Source organism: Rahnella inusitata (assembly GCF_003263515.1).
Taxonomy (GTDB): Bacteria; Pseudomonadota; Gammaproteobacteria; order Enterobacterales; family Enterobacteriaceae; genus Rahnella; species Rahnella inusitata.
The window spans coordinates 136,817-156,611 of the sequence record NZ_JYDE01000014.1; the positions used below are offsets into that span (position 1 = coordinate 136,817).

General features: G+C 52.7%; 20 protein-coding genes. 16 read left to right on the top strand and 4 right to left on the bottom strand.

Features of this window, described 5'->3' with window-relative positions; all coding sequences use genetic code 11:
- Positions 1-30 precede the first annotated feature (30 nt).
- From TU92_RS08595 to TU92_RS08610, 4 genes are all read left to right on the top strand, one after another.
- Positions 31-915, top strand: a complete 885-nt coding sequence (locus tag TU92_RS08595) for a serine hydrolase domain-containing protein (RefSeq protein WP_112166209.1) — start codon at positions 31-33, stop codon at positions 913-915.
- A 56-nt stretch (positions 916-971) separates the two neighbouring features.
- Complete coding sequence (locus tag TU92_RS08600) at positions 972-1,970, top strand: ROK family protein (protein WP_112166211.1); 999 nt, start codon at positions 972-974, stop codon at positions 1,968-1,970.
- Positions 1,971-2,065: 95 nt separating this feature from the next.
- The gene (locus TU92_RS08605) at positions 2,066-3,238 is read left to right on the top strand and encodes an MFS transporter (protein WP_112166213.1); all 1,173 of its coding nucleotides are present in this window, start codon (positions 2,066-2,068) and stop codon (positions 3,236-3,238) included.
- A 102-nt stretch (positions 3,239-3,340) separates the two neighbouring features.
- A complete protein-coding gene (locus tag TU92_RS08610) occupies positions 3,341-4,159 on the top strand; it encodes a Cof-type HAD-IIB family hydrolase (RefSeq protein WP_112166215.1) in 819 nt (272 codons plus the stop codon).
- A gap of 141 nt (positions 4,160-4,300) precedes the next feature.
- Here the strand turns inward: TU92_RS08610 and TU92_RS08615 are convergent, their stop codons facing one another.
- On the bottom strand, positions 4,301-5,266 hold the full coding sequence (locus tag TU92_RS08615) for a LysR family transcriptional regulator (protein WP_112166217.1): 966 nt from the start codon (positions 5,264-5,266) through the stop codon (positions 4,301-4,303).
- Positions 5,267-5,687: 421 nt separating this feature from the next.
- On the opposite strand from TU92_RS08615, the gene TU92_RS08620 reads away from it, so the two are divergent.
- From TU92_RS08620 to TU92_RS08645, 6 genes are all read left to right on the top strand, one after another.
- A complete protein-coding gene (locus TU92_RS08620; protein ID WP_112166219.1) occupies positions 5,688-6,353 on the top strand; it encodes a helix-turn-helix domain-containing protein in 666 nt (221 codons plus the stop codon).
- Between the two features lie 229 nt (positions 6,354-6,582).
- Entirely contained in the window at positions 6,583-7,257 is a 675-nt protein-coding gene (locus TU92_RS08625; protein ID WP_112166221.1) for a helix-turn-helix domain-containing protein, read from the top strand.
- Between the two features lie 312 nt (positions 7,258-7,569).
- A complete protein-coding gene (locus TU92_RS08630) occupies positions 7,570-8,208 on the top strand; it encodes a response regulator transcription factor (RefSeq protein ID WP_112166223.1) in 639 nt (212 codons plus the stop codon).
- 12 nt (positions 8,209-8,220) lie between these two features.
- Positions 8,221-11,886, top strand: coding sequence for a transporter substrate-binding domain-containing protein (locus tag TU92_RS08635; RefSeq protein ID WP_167457492.1), 3,666 nt, complete (start codon positions 8,221-8,223; stop codon positions 11,884-11,886).
- Positions 11,887-12,009: 123 nt separating this feature from the next.
- Positions 12,010-12,405 (top strand): response regulator, encoded by a 396-nt coding sequence (locus TU92_RS08640; protein WP_112166226.1) that lies wholly within the window; start codon positions 12,010-12,012, stop codon positions 12,403-12,405.
- 23 nt (positions 12,406-12,428) lie between these two features.
- Positions 12,429-13,094 carry a response regulator transcription factor gene (locus TU92_RS08645; protein ID WP_167457491.1) on the top strand — a complete coding sequence of 222 codons (666 nt, stop codon included), beginning with the start codon at positions 12,429-12,431 and terminating at the stop codon, positions 13,092-13,094.
- Between the two features lie 20 nt (positions 13,095-13,114).
- Here TU92_RS08645 and mntR read toward each other — a convergent pair whose 3' ends face one another.
- Positions 13,115-13,561, bottom strand: a complete 447-nt coding sequence (gene mntR, locus TU92_RS08650; RefSeq protein WP_112166259.1) for a manganese-binding transcriptional regulator MntR — start codon at positions 13,559-13,561, stop codon at positions 13,115-13,117.
- A 188-nt stretch (positions 13,562-13,749) separates the two neighbouring features.
- Between mntR and TU92_RS08655 the strand changes: the two genes are divergently transcribed.
- The 5 genes from TU92_RS08655 to TU92_RS08675 are packed head-to-tail and all read left to right on the top strand — an operon-like array spanning position 13,750 to position 17,837.
- Positions 13,750-14,691: a metal ABC transporter substrate-binding protein gene (locus TU92_RS08655; RefSeq protein WP_112166230.1), complete on the top strand. Its 942-nt coding sequence runs from the start codon at positions 13,750-13,752 to the stop codon at positions 14,689-14,691.
- Positions 14,688-15,488 carry a metal ABC transporter ATP-binding protein gene (locus tag TU92_RS08660; RefSeq protein ID WP_112166232.1) on the top strand — a complete coding sequence of 267 codons (801 nt, stop codon included), beginning with the start codon at positions 14,688-14,690 and terminating at the stop codon, positions 15,486-15,488. Before TU92_RS08655 ends, TU92_RS08660 begins: the two co-directional genes overlap by 4 nt.
- Entirely contained in the window at positions 15,485-16,342 is an 858-nt protein-coding gene (locus tag TU92_RS08665) for a metal ABC transporter permease (protein WP_112166234.1), read from the top strand. The genes TU92_RS08660 and TU92_RS08665 overlap by 4 nt, the downstream gene beginning before the upstream one ends.
- Positions 16,339-17,193: a metal ABC transporter permease gene (locus TU92_RS08670; RefSeq protein ID WP_208640459.1), complete on the top strand. Its 855-nt coding sequence runs from the start codon at positions 16,339-16,341 to the stop codon at positions 17,191-17,193. Before TU92_RS08665 ends, TU92_RS08670 begins: the two co-directional genes overlap by 4 nt.
- Positions 17,194-17,249: 56 nt before the next feature.
- Positions 17,250-17,837, top strand: a complete 588-nt coding sequence (locus tag TU92_RS08675) for a flavin reductase family protein (RefSeq protein ID WP_112166236.1) — start codon at positions 17,250-17,252, stop codon at positions 17,835-17,837.
- A 195-nt stretch (positions 17,838-18,032) separates the two neighbouring features.
- Here the strand turns inward: TU92_RS08675 and TU92_RS08680 are convergent, their stop codons facing one another.
- Positions 18,033-18,827, bottom strand: coding sequence for a PhzF family phenazine biosynthesis protein (locus TU92_RS08680; RefSeq protein ID WP_112166238.1), 795 nt, complete (start codon positions 18,825-18,827; stop codon positions 18,033-18,035).
- Between the two features lie 52 nt (positions 18,828-18,879).
- Positions 18,880-19,566, bottom strand: a complete 687-nt coding sequence (locus tag TU92_RS08685; protein WP_112166240.1) for a B3/B4 domain-containing protein — start codon at positions 19,564-19,566, stop codon at positions 18,880-18,882.
- A gap of 43 nt (positions 19,567-19,609) precedes the next feature.
- On the opposite strand from TU92_RS08685, the gene TU92_RS08690 reads away from it, so the two are divergent.
- Positions 19,610-19,795, top strand: a 186-nt coding sequence (locus TU92_RS08690; protein ID WP_136627584.1) for a helix-turn-helix domain-containing protein, incomplete at its 3' end; no start/stop codon positions are given.

The window sequence follows — 19,795 nt, forward strand, 5'->3', positions numbered from 1 at the left end:
ATAAACTTTTCCGGTTAAGGAGATCCACTGATGACCACCTTTCACAGTTACTGTCTTTCGGCTTCTGGCGAAGAGTGGGGGCAGGGAAGTGAATCTGCACTTTTTCCCTACTGGAGTTTTACCAAAACGGCGATCGCGATCTGCGCACTCAAATTGAGTGAGAACGGCCTACTAAACCTGGACTCAACACTGGATGGCGAACCTTTCACGCTTCGCCAGCTGCTGGCGCATACCGCCGGATTACCGGATTACGGAATCCTGAAATCCTATCACGAGGCCGTCGCTGCGGGTGAGGCACCCTGGTCACGGGATGACCTGCTGAGCGCGGTGATGGCGAAGGGAACATTGTTCAATCCGGGGGAAGGCTGGGCATATTCCAATGTGGGTTACATGCTGGCGCGCGAGCACATTGAGGCCGCATCGGGTTTGAGTTTCTCACGTCTGACAGATGAGATAATTTGCCAGCCGCTGGGTCTGAAGAGTATCGCGCTGGCGACTACCCCTGAGCAATTCTCACGGCTTCATTGCGAGGCCGCCGGACATTATCATCCGGGCTGGGTGTATCACGGATGTCTGACGGGTAACGTGCCGGACGCTGCAAAACTCTTGCAGGGCCTGTTCTCGGGAAGGCTTATCGGTGCGGAAACACTTGCCCAAATGCAGGTGCGCTATCCGCTTGGCGGCGCGATTGAAGGGCGGCCCTGGACAGAATGCGGCTATGGCATCGGGTTGATGATGGGCGCAATGGCGCAGGCGGGTCGCGCGGTTGGCCATTCGGGCGGCGGGCCCTCCTGCGTCAACGCGGTCTATCATTTTCCTGATGTGAAAGACCCGCTGACCGTGGCATGCTTCACCGCCGGTTCACATGAAGGCGTTCCTGAAGCTGAAGCCGTCAGGCTCGCCGGGGAAAGATGAATTCCGCCGCTTTATGCTAAATTAGCCACCCTTATTTACGTTCCGTCCGAGGCACCATGATCACTCCGTTAAACCGTACAACCCGTGAAATGAAAATCAACAATGTGGTGCTGGTCACCCATGCTTTGAAATCACTGGGATCGGCGACAAAAGCGGAGCTCGCAGTCGCGACCGGGCTTAGTATTGCCACCTGCGGCACGGTGCTGAATGAACTCAGCAGGAATAGCGAAGTACTGGCGCTGGAGCGCGAAGTCTCACGTGGCGGACGGCCAGCGCAGCGGTATGCCTACAATCCGGATTACTTCTCGGTGCTGAGCATTTACGCGCAGGGCAGTGATGCTGCGGCGCAGATCATCTGGACGGTAAACTCGGCGACCGGAGGCTGTCTGGCGCAGGGCGAAGAGCGATTTTTACCGCTCCAGCTGGAAACGTTTTATCAGCTTATTCAACGTATTTTGACGGAGTTTCCGAACATTAAAGCGGCAGGGGTCGGGCTGCCGGGTGTGATCGTAAAAGGCACCGTCGCGACCTGTGATATCAGCGTTTTCGCCGGTGTGCCGGTGGAGCAACAGATGCGGGAACGGTTCGGGATTTATGTGCAGGCGGATAACGACATGAACTATACCGCGTACGGGTTTTATCGCAGCAGCTGCATGGACGTCACCGCGCCAGTGGCGTATATCTTCAAGCCGGAAGTGCCCTGTCTCGGTTGCGGAATGGTGATAAACGGGCAGGTTTTGCAGGGTGCGAGCCAGTTTGCCGGGGAGGTCTCTCATCTGCCGTTTACTGATATGGATAAGCTGCCGGTGGCGGACGAAATGGCCAAAGTGATCGTCTCGCTCGCCGCGATTGTTAACCCGGTCACCATCGCGCTTTCAGGACCGAAAATCAGCGAAGCGTTGATCCCCGACCTGCTCGAACGTTGTCATCTTCATATCCCTGCGCAGCATATGCCTGAACTGGTTTACCGGCCATCAATGCGTCAGGATTACCTGCAAGGCATCACCGAACTCACATTGAACAACTACAATCGTCACGTCGCTTTCAGTATCTGACCGGCGCACGCATTGACTTTCTTTCTTTGCCGCCAATATACTCAGTACTTATTAAAAGACTTTTAATAACTCATCAGGCCAGCGGAGAAACACTATTGTCACTGTCATCTGAACTACCTCATACCACAGCGCACGTCGGCAGCCCGGTTAAACGGGTTGCCACGCGGGCAATCTTTTTTGTTACCGGCATGGCGATGGGATTGTGGGCGGCGCTCGTACCTTATGCGCAACTGCGCACGCATTCAGAAGCAGGCGATCTCGGCCTGCTATTACTGTGTCTCGGGGCGGGTTCGCTGCTTTCCATGCTGGGTTCCGGCAAGTTAATCGGCCGGTTCGGTTGCCGCGGGGTGATCATCGCCTCTGTCGTGCTGTATTGCCTGATGATGCCGCTGCTGGCGACGTTCAGCGATATCTGGCTGCTGGCGCTGAGCCTGTTTATCTTTGGCATGGGCATCGGTCTGGCGGATGTGGCGGTGAATGTGCAGGGGACGCTGGTGGAGCAGGCGGCGGACAAACCGCTGATGTCCGGTTTCCACTGCTTGTGGAGCGTGGGCTGTATCGCCGGTGCGGGCGGCGGTTCGTTGCTGCTCAGTGCAGGTGTAACGCCGCTCGGCAGTACATTTTGCGCCATCGCGCTGGTGATCCTTGTCACCGCCTGGTCTTTCCGTGGGCTATTGCCGTTTGGTGCGCATGAAGAAGAGCATGTGGAAGGGAAAGCGAAACCACGGCCAAACTTCCGTCTGGTGTTGATGGCAGTCATGGCAATGATCTGCTTTATGGCCGAAGGCGCGGTGCTCGACTGGGGCGGTGTATTCCTGACGCGCGAACGGGGTCTGGCGCTGGAACATGCTGGCTGGGGCTTTGCTGTGTTCGCCATCGCAATGTCGCTGATGCGCATGACCGGCGATGCAATTGTCAGTGCGCTGGGGCGCAAACGCGTGCTGGTGGTCGGCGGTCTTCTCGGTATCGTGGGTTATCTGATGGTAGTGCTGCTGCCAGGCTGGATCCTGCCGCTGTGCGGATTTGCACTGGTGGGGATTGGCGCGGCGAACATTGTACCGGTTCTGATCACGCTGGCCGGGCAGGAAAAAGTGATGCCCGTGAATATGTCGGTAGCCATGGTCGCGACGCTGGGTTATCTCGGCGTACTTGGCGGCCCGGCGCTGATCGGTTTTATCGCCCATCTTTCCAGCCTGTATGTAGCTTTCTCAGGCGTCGCCGCAGCTTTCCTCATCATCACGTTCGGTGCCTGGAAATTAAAATATTAATGGTTTTCGATTAACTGAGTCACACTGAAGCGCTGGCGTGAGGAAAACCGCCAGCCTTTTCCGATGATCACTTCTTAAAATCTGACCTCTGTAGGAGCTGCAATGGCCGTAAAACTTATCGCCGTCGACATGGATGGCACGTTCCTGAATGAATATAGTGAATATAATCAGGCACGTTTCAGCGAGCAGTATCAGGAATTACTGCGCCGCCGCATCAAATTTGTTGTCGCCAGCGGCAACCAGTATTACCAGCTGAAATCTTTTTTCGATGAACTCGACGATCAGATTGCCTACGTTGCCGAAGGCGGCGCGTACGTGGTCGATAAAAAACAGGAACTGTACTGCGCTAAACTGGAGCGGGAACAGGTCACCGGCGTGTTGCAGTGGATTGGTCGCACGCCCGGCATCAACACGGTGGTGTGTGGCAGAAAAGGGGCGTATGTGCTTGAGGGCACCGATGAAGAGTTCATCAAGCGCATGAGCCACTATTATCACCGCCTGAATAAAATCCCCACCTACGCCCACATTGATGACACCATCTTTAAATTCGCACTGAGCTATGTCGAAGACGATGTGTATCCGCTGATGGGTGAAATCACCGCGCAGCTGGGTAACATCGTTGCGCCGGTCACCAGCGGCCACGGTTCAATCGATCTCATTATTACCGGTAATCACAAAGCAAACGGCCTGAAGAAGATCCAGCAGCGTTATGACATCCGCGATGAAGAAGTCATGACCTTCGGCGACAGCGGCAACGATCTGGAAATGCTGAGCTATGCCGGTTACGGTTTCGCGATGGAGAATGCGTCAGAGCCTGCGAAAGCAGCCGCGAAGTACCGCGCGCCGTCCAACCGTGAAGAAGGAGTGATGAAAGTGATTGATGACTGGTTAAATGGACGTGCGCCATTCGATCAGGCCTGACACCTGACGCTGTTAAAATGAAAAGGCTGCCACGTTGGGCAGCTTTTTTTTATTGAAGAAGTATGAAAAAGTAAATCCCGCAGAGCCATGCCAATTTTTCATCGCAATGCCTCGGGGACGTAAATAGTCAATGAAGTCCCTTTATTCACAGGTGCAAACATCCCCGGCCCACTGGCTGATAATATCCCCAACAACCGGCGTTTTGATTGCTGTGCTTGAATAAATCATATAAACCGTTAACGGGTTGAGCTGTATTTCTGTCGCAAGCGTTTTTAGATGAAAGGTGGCGTTGAATTTTTCAAATAACCAAACCGGAATCACGCCAATTTTATCGGAGGAACCTATTACTGAAAGCAGTGCAAATAATGAATCGCTCTTCATCGAAGATATACGTTCCGGAGCCAAAGTGTCTGGCTTCGCTCTGTTTTGCAGAAACGTATTACAGAGTCTTTCAAAGGTGACAAAAGTCTCATGCTTACCATTTTCGTTGGTCAGTTCATGTGTTAAACGTGGGTGGTCTTCAGAACAAACAAAGCACAGCGGTTCGCTCATCAGTTTCTGGCTGTTCATCTGAGGGTTTGTACTGCGGGCGAACCCGAAAGTGATATCGGGCATAACATCCGTCGCCCATGTTTCTTTAGAATCATTTGCCGGGGTGGTTGATTTGTGCAAAATTTCACACCCATTTTGCATTAACCAGATGAATTCGGATAAAGAGGGCAGCAGCCGCATCGAAAGATACGGGGATGCATGAATAATGATTTTACTTTTTACTTTATCTTCGGCCACCTTAGCAACTTCACGATGAACGCTGCCAAAACTCACACTAATGGAGGCATAAAATTGAGCGGCTGCCTGCGTCGGCGTAAAGTGCTGACCTTCACGAAAAAACAACGGGTCATCAAAGTAATCGCGTAATTTTCCCAATGCCAGAGAGACGGATGATTGCGTCATATTTAGTATCAGCGCCGCTTTGCTCACGCTTTTATGCTGATATATTTCAATAAATATTGGCAGCAGATTTAGATCGAATTTTTTTCTTGCATGGGAAGCGGGCTGTTCCAAACCGAGAATACTTCGTAAAGAATCATTTTTATCAACACGCATACTGATTACACCTTTTTTGCATAGGTTCTGGTTTTTTATTTTAGCGAAGAGAGTGTTTCACTATTGTCAATCAAATGATTCCCGCTGATTTATTGATTTCAATCATATCGCTGTGGTCATGTTTCTGATGAATACATGATAAACGCCCGGTAACACATTGATAAGATTTATAACCATCTATCTTTGGATGAATCTTCGCGAGGCAGCGTAAATACAAGAATAACACTCCATTATTGGATAGTTTTTAAATTCTCAATTTTGGTATCATTGAATAAATGACAAGTCACCATTTTTGGATGGTACATCTCATTATATTCACAAGGTTTATATATTCTTGCATAATCTCCCGGACGCTGATGAGTAAATGGCGTTGAGCCAGTGGCTATGCGACTTTTATCTTCAATGTTAACGGCTTAATACAATGAATACTCATTCTGCTCACAGTCAGCCCGGCCTTATAGAAAAACCGCTGGCAGAAATCCAGCGTCTTATTGATTGCCTGCTACCGGTTGCAACACAGGTAGACACCCGTAAAGGGGGGGCGATAAACCTGGTGAAACAGAGTAAAAACAACACTGAGTTTTTTGTTATCCTGCTCATTTCTGGCGAGATTGAGTTGTACAGAACCGCATCCAATAACCTGTTATTTGCCACTGCCAGCGGACATAATGTCTTTGGCTTGCTGGGCTCATCATTACGTTTTAATACTTACAAGTTTGTTCCTTCAAAAGACAGTGAGATTTATATTCTTCCCAGAGAGCAGGCTATCGACTTAATTATCAAACACACGCTTATTCGAGAGTTGTTGACCATTCATTCTTTTATGTCTGATATTCAGGCGAAGGGCGGTAATCTTTTGATAAACAGTACTGCTTATGAAATTGTGTCCACGCTGTTAATGGAGCTGGCCGATGTGCCGGAAGAAAAAAGGCTAAAGATAAGCGTGGCGAATTATATTATTGATCGCAGTAATCTGGCGCGTAGTGGGGTGATGAAAATATTATCTGAGTTGCGCATTGGTGGCTATATCGATATTAATTATGGAAAGCTAATCTGCGTCAATAAACGTTTCCCTACCGTGTATTGATTTATCATCCTGATTTCTACTCGATTACATTGCAGTGTAAAAGGGTGTCTGCAATGGGCACCTCAACGCTGGTGAACATCGGCAATGGGATCTCAGTAGGGTTTCAGGGATGAACTGATTGTTTGCCGCAGGATTTTAATACTAATCTGATTTAATCTCTCACGCCAAAAAACAGGTCTGCTATCCTTTTAGCTATATCAGTATGGCTAAAACATAGTGGAGGTTTTTAATGAATGCTGACAATGAAATTATTCAAATATATCAACCGGATACATCCATCGCTAAACCTGTTCAGGCCGTAGAAAATCTCATTGCGCTTTTTCTTCCTCATGCGAATAAAGTTGATACACAGCTGGACGTCAACGATCTGATGAATCCCGCAAAGTATGACGATAAGCTTCCTGTCGTATTATTGCTCAGTGGTGAAATCGTGGTGTATCGCAAGGCAGGAGATTTGCTTTTTGCCTGGCCAAACGCCCCCTATTTATTCGGTCTTGAAGGTTCTCACTTCCGTTATGAAACATACCGGCTTAAAGCGACGAAGGGCAGCGAGGTGTTTATTCTCGGGCGTGAGGAGGCCATTGATCTGGTACAACATCATGATGGTGCTTTGCGGGATTTACTTGAACACCAGACCTGGCTTTATGACATTATGTCCAGCCGCGATAATCTCCTTATTAATAAGAACTCGTACCAAATAGTCTGCGGCTTACTACTGGAGCTGTATCAATATCCGCTCGAGAAACGCCTTAAAATGAGCGTCGCTAATTATATTCTGGATCGCAGTAATCTGGCCCGCAGCGGGGTGATGAAGATACTCGCCGCACTGCGGGTAGGGGAGTTTGTTGATATTCAACGAGGCAAGCTCATCAAAGTGCTAAAGAAATTCCCAAGCGATTACTAGCACAAACAATGATAAAAATAGTGTTATACCCTTTTAGTTTTGACGCTCGCACCGGACACAGCCTGCTGTCAGTGAAGTACCTGAGACCTTAGCCTGTGGGTCCCTGCAGAATAAATATCCGAAGCCGTCACCCTTAAAAATTCTTCTTAGGTGTGAAAATTTCTTTTAAGCCTAATCTTCAGACGCGTCCTACATCTTTGCAGGACGCAACTGTCTGTTCATCCGGACAAAACCCCCGCAAAATCAGCCCATCAGTACTATTCTTTAGAAAAATCTTTTTCTTAAAATCCAACTTCAAAAGTAAGGAATCGGATGTACAGAGCAATCGTGGTGGACGATCATCCGGTAGTGCGGCTGGCGGTGGGCATGTTGCTGCAACGCGGCGAAATCGAGGTGGTCGGCGAAACCGGCAACGGGCTGGAAGCTGTGCAGCTGGCGAAAAGCCTGCAACCGGATATCGTGATCCTCGATATCTCGATCCCGAAACTGGACGGCCTCGAAGTTATTGGCCGCTTACGCTTGCTGGATGTGCCGGTGAAAGTGCTGGTGCTGACGTCTCAGTCCGCCTCTTCCTTCTCCGCGCGCTGCCGTCAGGCGGGGGCGGCGGGCTTTATTACCAAAACTGAAGAACTCAGCGATTTGCTTGATGCTATTAAGGCCATTCGGGCCGGTTACAGCTATTTTCCGCACGATTCGCTGCCCTCTGGCGCTACACCTAATTCTCACAATCGCCAGCAGAATGAAGCATCGCAACTGGCTTCGCTGTCAGACCGCGAAATGATGGTGTTGATCTACCTGGCAAAAGGCTGGAGCAATATGCAGATCGCCGAAGAGCTGATGCTCAGTAACAAAACCATCAGTACCTACAAAACCCGTCTCTTGCACAAGCTTCAGGCCACCACGCTGGTGGATCTGATTGACGTCGCCAGGCGTCATGGGCTGGTCGAATAGCGGATGTCATGGATGAAACGCATTCTGAATAAAGGCGTGATGCTGCTGTGTGCGCTGGCGCTGATGCTGGTATTTGATGAAACGCCGGTGCCGGCTGCGGAAAATGCCCAGCCGCTGCAACTGCTGAGCCGTTCACCGCAGCACGACGTCGTTCCTTCTTCCATCATTACGCCGGAACAGCTGGCCTGGCTGGCGCAGAAAAAAGTCCTGACGCTGGGGATTTCTAATCCGCAATTACCGCCATTTGATATCACCAATAACCGCGCCGAATTTGAGGGGATCACCGCCGATTACATCGGACTGATTGAGGAAATGCTGCACGTCAAAGTGGACGTAAAAATCTTCGGCAGCCGCCGTGCTGCGCTAAAAGCGTTGCAGAACGGTGAGATTGATTTACTCGGCAGCGCCACTCAGTTTGATCAGCACGACGCCAATATTTTGCTCTCCGAGCCTTACGCCAGCGAGCAATCGGTGCTGGTTACGCGCGCCAATGAAAAGCGGGCAATGGGGCATTATCTCGCCGGACGCACACTGGCTATGGCCGAAGGATTTTTACCCGCGGACTGGGTGCGTGATCAATACCCGCAAGCCAGCCTGCGCATATTCCCCAGCTACCGTGAAGCGGTTGCCGCCGTGGCGTTTGGCAATGCGGATGTCTATCTCGGCGATTTATACCCGATCAGCAAAAACTTCCTCAATAATATGCGCGTGCTGAAATTCGCTGATTTCCCGCCGAAAACCTTCTCCTTCGCCACCCGTGATAACAATCAGCAACTGCTGAGCATCATTAACAACACGCTGGCAGCGGTAAGCACTGAGGAGCAACTGAGTATTTTGCAGCGCTGGCACATCGGGCGGAGTTCGATGTTGCTGAGTCAGCAAATATTCCAGCTCAGCGACGACGAAAAAGCCTGGATCGAGCGGCATCCGCTGGTGCGGGTGGCGGTGATCAACGGATTTGCGCCAATGACCTTTATGGATGACGACGGCAACTATCGCGGGATCACTATCGACGTGCTGGCGCAGATCCGTTTGCGCACCGGCATCAATTTTGAAATTCGCGAGGCGAACAGCGTCAGCGAACTCAGGCAGATGGTCAGTGAGGGCAAAGCGGACATGATCGGTGCACTGACGCCGAGTAACGATCGCAAACAAAAGCTGCTGTTTACCCGCCCCTATATGACTAACGCGTTCGTCATGGTCGCCCGACAGGTGCCCGGCAGCCCGGCCAGTCTCAGCGAAATGACCGGCAAAAAACTGGCAGTGATTCAGGGCACCGGCATGATTGATAAAATCCGCCAGCAGTATCCTCAGATCCAACTGGTGGAAGCGGAGAACGCCAGCGACGTGCTGGCAATGCTGGATAAAGGGCAGGCCGACGCCGCGCTGAACACGCTGGTGAATTCCGAATACCAGATTGCCCGCTACTATCGCAACAGGCTGCGCATCGTCTCCACAGTAGGCGCATCACCGGCTTATTTCTCCTTTGCCGTGCCGGATATGTCCCCGGCGCTGCTGTCGATCCTCGACAAAGTTATGCTGAGCATTTCGCCGGACGAACTGGACGTGATCGGCAATCTGTGGCGGCCCAATAACATGGTCGCCAGCGACAATTTCTGGCGTGAAAATCGCACGTCGATTTACGCCGCCATCGGTTTTTCCCTCGGTCTGCTGCTGGTTTCCCTCTTCTGGGCGACGTGGCTGCGGCGTCAGGTTGCGCTGAAACAGCGCGCGCAAAACGCCCTTAACGATCAGCTCGAATTAATGCGGGAGATGATCAACGGTACGCCGCACGCTATTTATATCCGCGACCGCGACGGCAAACTCAGCCAGTTTAACGACAGTTACTTGCAGGATATCGGCGTCAGCCGCGATGAAGTGCTCGGCAAGCATATCGCCGACGACAATCTTTTCGGCGACCGCGTGCAGTCGGACAAGTATTACCGCGATTTTCTGGCTGTGATGGAAAGCGGCCAGCCTGATTTTCAGGATCGCAGTTTTACCCATCCGGTGACCGGCCAAATCAAGACGCTGTTCCACTGGATCCTGCCGTACCGCGATGCAAGCGGCACGGTGCGCGGGGTGATTGGCGGCTGGCTGGATATCAGTGACCGAAAAAAATTGCTGGAGGAGCTGAGCCAGGCCAAAGAACAGGCCGAGGAGGCCAACCGCGCGAAAACTACCTTCTTATCCACCATGAGTCACGAGATCCGCACGCCGCTTAACGCCATTATCGGTATGCTGGAAATGTCGATCAAAGCCGCCGAAGAAGACCGCGTTGATTTGCAGGCCATGGAGGTGGCATTCAATTCGGCCAACGGGCTGGTAGAACTGGTGGGCGATATTCTGGATATCGCACGCATCGAATCCGGCAAGCTGGAGTTGAATAATGAACCAGCTAACGTGCGCGCCATGACCGAATCGGTGATCCGCGTCTTCACAGGGCTGGCGATGCAGAAAGGGCTGGCGCTGACGCTTAACCTCGGCGATGACTGCGACTGCGAGGTGAAAATCGATCCGCTGCGCTATAAACAGATTCTTTCAAACCTGATCGGCAACGCCATTAAGTTCACAGCATCCGGCAGCATTACCGTCAGTGTATCCCTACGCGCCACGGACACAGATTTGCAGCGCGAAATCGTTATGGAGGTGCGCGATACCGGCGTTGGTATCAGCGAAACCGATCTGAAAAAACTGTTTGCGCCGTTTACGCAGGTAGGGAATTACGCGCAACAGGTACGTCATGGCACTGGCCTTGGGCTGGTTATCTGCAAAACTCTGTGCGAGAAAATGGGCGGCAGCATCAGCATCAAAAGCCAGCCCGATTTCGGCACCCGCGTAGAAGCACGCGTGATGGCCCAGTGGGTCGCGCAGGGCAATCGCATCAACCCCCAAACGGCTGCGCCGGTCAGCGAACCGCGTGCTGCGACGTCGCCGCTGCGCATTCTGGTCATCGATGATTACCGCGCGAACCGCCTGTTGCTGACCAAACAGCTCGGCTACCTCGGTCATCAGGTCAGCGAAGCCGCCGATGGGTTTGAAGGGATGGAATGCTGGCAGCGTGAACCGCGTTTTGACGTGGTGATCACTGACTGCAACATGCCGCGCATGAACGGCTATCAGGTCGCGAAAGCCATCCGTGAAGCCGAGCAGCAGAGCGGCGCTGCGCGTTGCCTGATCCTCGGTTTTACCGCCAACGCCCAGGTGGAAGAAACCGCCCGTTGCCTGAATGCCGGAATGGACGGCTGTTTGTTTAAACCGAGTACGTTGCAAGATCTGGCGGACTGGCTGGATCAGGTATCGCCGCCATCCGCAAAACCCGGTGACGCCGCCGGTGATTTTGTCACTTCGCTGGCTGCACTGACCGGCGGTGATTCCGCGCTGATGGTGCAGCTGACGCAGGAATTGCAGCGCAGCAATCGGGAAGATCGTGCGCTGCTGCAACAAGCCTTGCAGCATTTGGACGTCGATGAACTGGCCGAACTGGCGCATAAAATCAGCGGTGGTGCGCGCATTGTCGCGGCCACCTCGCTGGTCACCGCCTGCCAGACGCTGGAATCAGCCTGCAAAACATTGCCGCCGAAAAGGGTGGAGGTTCAGCAGGCGGCAAATGCGTTATTACAGGCAATCGATATTTTCCTGAACGTGTTAGAGGAAACGCTGGCCTCACAGAAATAACCCCTGTATTTCCTACGCGGTTGTAGGACAGGGATTATTTGCCCGATTACACCCCAAGGAGTCGGGCAAATTATAATTTACTGACGTAGTATTTATACATCTTCCCCGCAACAAGGTGTTGCAATGAAAAAAATAGTCGTTGTTGATAAAGGCGAACATTCATTATCGCGAATTTACTTTATTGCTGATGTCAGAAAATATCAGGTCATTACCTTAAGTGATTTTTCTGATGCCGGTGAAATCCTGAACCATCAACTGCCGGATATCCTGCTGGTCAATTGCGATTTATATAAAGGCGACTTCTCGCGCTTTATCGCTAAGGTGAGGGGTATCTCTGATAAGATTAAGATTATTGGTTTCTCCTGGCGCACGGAGGAGATGTTCAGGCATCACGGTTCACCGTTGTCACTGGATGCATTCATCAAAATGCCGATGGACGTCAGGCAGCTTTCGCTGGCTCTGGAAGCCATCGAATACAATTACACACTATTTCCCATGAATATTTTCAGCGCATCCTGAATATAAAAAATAAGGAGTTTATGATGAGTAAAAGGATATTACTGGCCGACTCACATCCTATTGTCAGGCTGGGTGTGAAAACATTTCTTGAAAGTGAAGGATATGATGTCATCACTGAAGCCACGAATGGCGAAGAAGCGTTATTCATGGCAGAAAAATACCGTCCTTCGGTGATTATTCTCGATATTGATATTCCGCGCGTGAACGGTATCGAAGTGATTTATCATCTGATGGCCGCGCCTGAACATCCACAAATTATTGTTTTCAGCGCACAGGAACATCATCACTTTGCCTATACCTGTTTACAGGCCGGTGCGGCAGGATATGTGCACAAAACCGCGTCGCTGGAACTGCTGGTGAGTGCCATTGAAGCCGTCTCGCTCGGCCACGCGTGGTTTCCCGAGTCTGTCCGTCAGGGCGCAGAAGGTAAAAAATTCAAAAATGAAAGCCGGGTGGAAAAGATCAGCCGCTGCGAACGCCGGGTCATGAGCCTGCTGTTACAGGGGAAAAGCAATAATGAGATCAGCCAGATGCTGAACCGCAGCCCGAAGACTATCAGCGCGCAGAAAAAAACGCTGTTTTCAAAGCTCAATATTACGAGTCTGGCAGAACTGATGTCACTGACGTCGGCAATGTTGCTGAACACCCCAACGCAGCCGGACCGTTTCGGCGACGCTGGGGTTGTGTAACAAATTGATAAGGCGGGGGATTATTGGGACTGTTTTTGCGCGGTAAAGCGGCGGAAGGCTTCAAGCGTTTCATCGCTGACGTGATGTTCGACGCCCTCGGCGTCAAGACGGGCGGTTTCCGCACTGATGCCCAGTGCGATGAAGAACGCTTCGACCACGTTATGACGCTCGCGGTTTTCTGCCGCCAGTTTCTCGCCTTCCGGCGTCAGAAACGTGCCGCGGTAAGGCAACTGGTGTACCAGCCCGGCGTTCGCCAGCCTTTTCAGCGTTTTCGCCACGGTCGGCTGCGAAACGCCTAAGCGCGCAGCCAAATCGACCTGACGGGCCTCACCGAATTCGTGGATCAGATCTGAAATCAGCTCCACGTAATCATCCATTAATTCCCGGCGATGCGCCTCGCGCACCTGTAAAAAACCCTGAGCGTGTTCTTCAACATCCAGCAACGGATTTAATTTTTTCTCTTTCACAACGCCTGCCTCTTTCTTGCTCAACGGTTTCTTACCGTCGCCGCTAAGCCGCGACAACGAACCGCATTGTAAACCAACTCCACATATCTACCAATTTCTGCAAACTTTGCCTTGGCTATGGAGTATAGCCTATGCTATACCTGAATAATAAACCGCCGATTGACGCACAGAGTGACAGGAGAAAATTCATGGGAAATGGACACAGCATCGCGAAACACCTCGGCCACTCGCCGTTTCGTTTGCGCCTCATGCTGATTGGCATGATCGTCGCGCTGATTACGGGTAGCGCAACGGCGGCGGAAAAAGACAAAAAAAAGTTCAAAGTGGTGACGACCTTCACGGTGATTCAGGACATCGCGCAGAACGTCGCCGGTGATGCTGCCACGGTAGAGTCGATCACCAAGCCCGGCGCTGAAATCCACGATTACCAGCCTACGCCACGCGACATCGTCAAAACCCAGTCTGCCGATCTGATCCTGTGGAACGGCTTTAACCTCGAACGCTGGTTCGGTCGCTTCTTTGCCAATATCAAAAACGTACCGTCCGTGACGGTGACCGATGGCATCGCACCGTTGCCAATCCAGGAAGGACCGTATCTCGGCAACCCGAATCCGCACGCGTGGATGTCAGCGAAAAATGCGCTGGTGTACGTCGAGAATATCCGTGCCGCGCTCGTGAAATACGATCCTGACAACGCTGCGATCTACGACCGTAACGCCAAAAGCTACGCCGAAAAAATAACCCTGCTGGATGCGCCGCTGCGCGAACGCCTCTCTAAAATTCCGGCACAGCAACGCTGGTTGGTGACCAGCGAAGGGGCGTTTAGCTATCTGGCGAAAGATTATGATTTGAAAGAAGCCTATCTGTGGCCGATCAACGCTGAAGAACAGGGCACGCCACAGCAGGTGAAAAAGCTCATCGATCTGGTGCGTCAGAAAAATATCCCGGTGGTGTTCAGTGAAAGCACCATTTCGGATAAACCGGCGAAACAGGTCAGTAAGGAAACCGGCGCGAAATACGGCGGCGTACTGTACGTCGATTCGCTGTCCACCGCCGATGGCCCGGTGCCGACCTACATTGATTTGCTGAAAGTGACGGTCGGTACCATTGCAGAAGGGTTTGGCCAATGAGTGATACCGCGCTGCAACTCGACGTTGACAACATTTCGGTGACTTACAACAACGGTCACACCGCCATTGAAGAGGCATCATTCCGCCTTCGTGGCGGCTCGATTTGCGCGCTGCTCGGCGTCAATGGCAGCGGTAAATCCACCCTGTTCAAAACCATCATGGGAATTATCCGCCCGACGCACGGCAGCGTGACTCTCGATGGCCTCAACGTCGCCAAAGCGCTGAAGCAGAACCTGATCGCTTACGTGCCGCAGTCCGAGGAAGTGGACTGGAATTTCCCGGTACTGGTGCGGGATGTGGTGATGATGGGGCGCTACGGCAAAATGTCGTTTTTGCGCATTCCTTCGCAGGAAGATAAAAAACAGGTGGCATCGGCGCTGGCGCGTGTCGGCCTGACTGAACTGGCGCAGCGTCAGATTGGCGAGCTTTCCGGCGGCCAGAAAAAACGCGTGTTTCTGGCGCGTGCGCTGGCCCAACAGGGGCGCGTTATGCTGCTCGACGAGCCGTTCACCGGCGTCGATATCAAAACTGAAAACGCCATTATCGAGTTGTTGCGCCAGTTGCGCGAAGAAGGCCACCTGATTCTGGTCTCCACGCATAACATCGCCAGCGTGCCGGATTTTTGCGACCGGGTGGTGCTGATCAACCGGACAGTGATCGCCGCCGGTCCCCTCGAGACCACGTTCACCCATCATAATCTTGAAAATACTTTCGGCGGCGCGCTGCGCAATATCAGCTATCTGGTCGGCAAGGAGATGATGGCTGAAACCGTTTCACCGGTAAGGCGGGTGAAATGATTGATCTGCTGCTGGAGCCGTTTCACTACAATTATATGGTGAAAGCTATCTGGGTCAGCGCGGGCGTGGGCGCGGTGTGTGCGTTTTTATCGGCGTATCTGATGCTCAAAGGCTGGTCGCTGATGGGCGATGCGCTGTCGCATTCTGTTGTTCCGGGCGTGGCGGGCGCATATGCGCTGGGTTTCCCGTACGCCATCGGCGCATTCGGCACCGGCATTCTGGCGGCGCTTTCCATGACGCTGCTGCGCCATTTCACTAAGTTGCGCGAAGACGCGATCATCGGCTTCGTGTTCTCCACTTTCTTCGCCCTTGGTTTACTGCTGGTGTCGCTCAATCCGACGTCGGTAAACGTCCAGTCGATTCTGTTCGGCAACATTTTGGGCATCGACGACGCCGATATTTTGCAGGTGCAAATCATCGTCGGCGTTTCCCTGCTGGTGCTGTGCGTCATCTGGCGCGACCTGCTGGCGGTATTTTTTGATGAAGCGCACGCGCGCTCGGTGGGCCTGTCGCCGCTGTGGTTGAAAGTTATCTTCTTCACTATCTTCAGCGCATGCAGCGTGGCGGCCTTACAGACCGTCGGCGCGATTTTGGTTATCGCGATGGTGATCACCCCCGGTGCGACCGCCTATCTGCTCTCGGACCGTTTCTCACATCTGCTGATTATTTCGGTCATTATCGGTGCGGTAACCAGCGCGGTCGGCGCCTGGCTGAGTTATTACCTTGATGGCGCAACCGGCGGTGTGATCGTCTGTCTGCAAACCACCGTCTTCCTGCTGGCGTTTCTGTTTGCGCCGAAACACGGCTGGCTGGTGAATCATTTCCGCATTAAACGGGCAGGGAGCCGCGCATGATGAGCTGGATGGATGTCCTGATGGAGCCGATGAGCTTCGATTTCATGCAGCGCGCTCTGCTGACCGCCGCCGCGACCAGCATCGTCTGCGCGATCTTCTCCTGTTTTCTGGTGCTCAAAGGCTGGTCGCTGATGGGCGATGCCATCTCTCATGCGGTGTTGCCGGGAGTGGTGCTGGCGTATCTGGCGGGCATCCCTCTGGTCATCGGCGCATTTGGCTCTGGTCTGTTCTGCGCGGTCGCCACCGGTTTTATCAAAGAGCATTGTCGGGTAAAAGAAGATTCGGTCATGGGCATCGTATTCTCCGGCATGTTCGCCGCCGGGCTGGTGCTGTTCTCGCGGGTGAATACCGAGCAGCATCTGAGCCATATTCTGTTCGGCAATGTGCTGGGTGTGACTGACAGCGAAATGCTGCAAACCCTGATCATTGCCGTTGTCGTGACGCTGGCTATCGTCATTAAATTCAAAGATCTGATGCTGTTTTGTTTCGACCCTGTGCAGGCCAAGGTCATCGGCCTGCCGGTGCGTTTCTACCACTACGCGCTGTTGTGTCTGCTGGCACTGACCATCGTCGCCGCACTTCAGGCGGTCGGCGTGGTGCTGGTGGTGGCGATGCTGATCACACCCGGTATCACAGCCTTTCTGTTGTGCAAAACCCTGCCGAAGATGATCGCGGTATCCGTGACCGCGTCACTGATCGCCGCCGTTACCGGCACCTTTATCAGCTTTTATATTGATGCCGCAACCGGCCCGACGATTGTGCTGATTCAGGCGGCGATTTTCCTGTTGGCGCTCACCGTTCATCTGCTGCGCAAATCCGTTAAACCGCGTCAGTCCGCACCGAATGCTTAGTGTTGCGGGCAGAGTTTTGCGATTCTGTACGCCGGACTACTTTCTGAGAGACGCCAATGACCCAACAATTTGCTCCTGTCGAACTGGCAAAAGCCTATCGTCTGATTAACCACGGCGCCACCGCGCTGGTTTCTGCGCATCATGCGGGCGTGGACAACGTGATGTCCGCCTCATGGGTATGCGGACTGGATTTCAAACCGGCAAAACTGACCGTGGTGCTGGATAAAATCGCCAGAACCCGTGAGCTTATCGAGCAGAGCGGATACTTCGTGATTCAGGTGCCTACCGTGGCACAGCTGCAAATGACCTATGATCTCGGCAACCGTACATTGCGTGACGATGCCGATAAACTGGCGAAGTGCGGTACAGAGTTGTTTCGCATGGAAGGTCAGGGCGATTTACCGTTCGTTGCCGGTTGCACCGCGTGGCTGGCCTGTAAGCTGATCCCCGAGCCGCACAACCAGCAGGCGCATGATTTGTTTATCGGCGAGATTGTCGGCGCATGGGCAGATACGCGCGTTTTCAAAGACGGACACTGGCATTTCGAAGAAGCCGATCCGTCCTTACGCAGCCTGCACTACATCGCGGGCGGCCAGTTTTACGCCACCGGTGAACCGCTCAACGCCAATACAGACCTGGTGTGATCCTTCTATTGCGGCGTGATTAACGCCGCTCTCCCGGCACAGGCCGGTGTCCATATGCTACTGACAGGAAAGAAGCTGGGCATGGCTTTGCAATCAACAGTCTTGTGTGTGGCTATGAGACCGAGATTCATGGTGGGTACAAACTATGACAGGCAGCTTTGAGCGACCAGCGGACATTGTGGCCTGTAATCAAAATCAATCAGGCACGCAAATCCCCGCCTTCATAAACGTAACGGCCTTACCTTCAATAACGACCCTGTTTTCTTTTAACGCACAAATCAGGTGTCCCCCTCGCAGGGAAGCCTGCCATGCAGAAAGGTTTTTTTTTCCCAGTCTTTCAGCCCAGTAGGGCACCAGCGTTGCATGAATCGAACCGGTCACAGGATCTTCTGGAATGCCCGCACCCGGCGCAAAGTAACGGGAAACAAAATCGTACTGGCTTCCCGACCCCTGACCTGTAATCACCACGCCAACCGGTCCGAGTCTGGCAAGCAGGTGCAAATCAGGCTGATATGACCTGACCGCGTCTTCTCCGTCAAGAACCACAAAAATATTTTCGAAATTTCTGAACCAGTGCTTTGCCCTACCGCTGAAAACAGGCTGGATGATCTCCGGAAGCCGTGTCATTTCTTCCGGGGGAATGCAGGGCAGATCGAGTAGGTAGCCGTCCTCTTTCACCTCAACATTCAGTTGCCCGACGCGGGCTGAAAATGAGAGCGGACCCGTTACTTCATATTCCGTGACCAGCACGTGTGCGGTTGCAAGCGTGGCATGCCCGCAGAAATCGACTTCCACCGTGGGTGTAAACCACCGCAGATCCCAGCCTTCACCGTTGCGTTTGACGAAAGCCGTCTCAGCCAGGTTATTTTCGGCAGCAATAGACTGCATCAGGCTGTCCGGTAGCCAGTTTTCAAGCACCAGAACGGCGGCGGGATTTCCGCCAAAGACATGGTCAGTAAAAGCGTCCACCTGGTACATCTTAAGAAACATGGAAAGTACCCTCTCGTTGTTTTTTATCCGAATCAGTTCTGACGATTCAAAGCTACTCGCTGATGAGAACAGTATGACAGCGCGCACCCGGCATCATTTTTTCCAGACCGTCTGTCAGCATTTTTCCGGCAGAATGCAGCTCTTCCAGCGGCATTTGAGGCAGGCTCTCAAGGATAAACCACATTCTGCTATCTGCCACGCTCAGCCGGGTCCGGATGCCCTGTCGCCAGTTCCACCGACGGCAGGTTACGCCGGTATCATCGCGCCAGATAACTTCACCCACCTCCGGTAACTCGCTTCCAGGCTGGCCGTCCTTCATCGTGTCAAAGATTTCGGTACCGTCTGCCAGAATCAGTCGTGGCCTTCCTGTGTAAGCCGCAAAGTTTTCTCCGCCAACCGGAACGGCATATTGGATGCTAACGGCGTTATACAGATCGACCACCGGATCGAGAGAGGCCATTGTGCCATCTTTAAGAACCCGCTTGCGCAAAGCTTCCGCTGAACAGGGTGTTCGTTTAGGTTTTGCCCCAAAGGCGCGAAATACCTCCGCCCATGCGTTCAGGTGCGCCTCTGCCCAGGCAGGATGTCCTGCCAGAACTGCCTCGCAGGCTTCCCGCAGCGCGACTTCTCCAACCTGTTCATCAGCCACGGTTGTCGCTTCCACGCTGATACTAAGTGCCCGAAATCCTGGTGCGATGCGGTAAATTTCGGGGCTGATTGACGGTGACACGGTTGGCATACGATAATCCTGTAATGACTGATTTATTACATGATAATGACCGATGACCAAAAAAGTCAACATAACGACCGACGCCGGTGCAGCCAGGGTAAACGAGGCCGTTTCCGCGCACGTAAAGCTTTACCGCAGCCAGAAAAAAATGTCGCTTGATGAGCTTTCCCGCCGTTCAGGCGTTAGTAAGGGAATGCTGGTAGAGATTGAAGGATGCAGGGCCAACCCCAGCATTGCA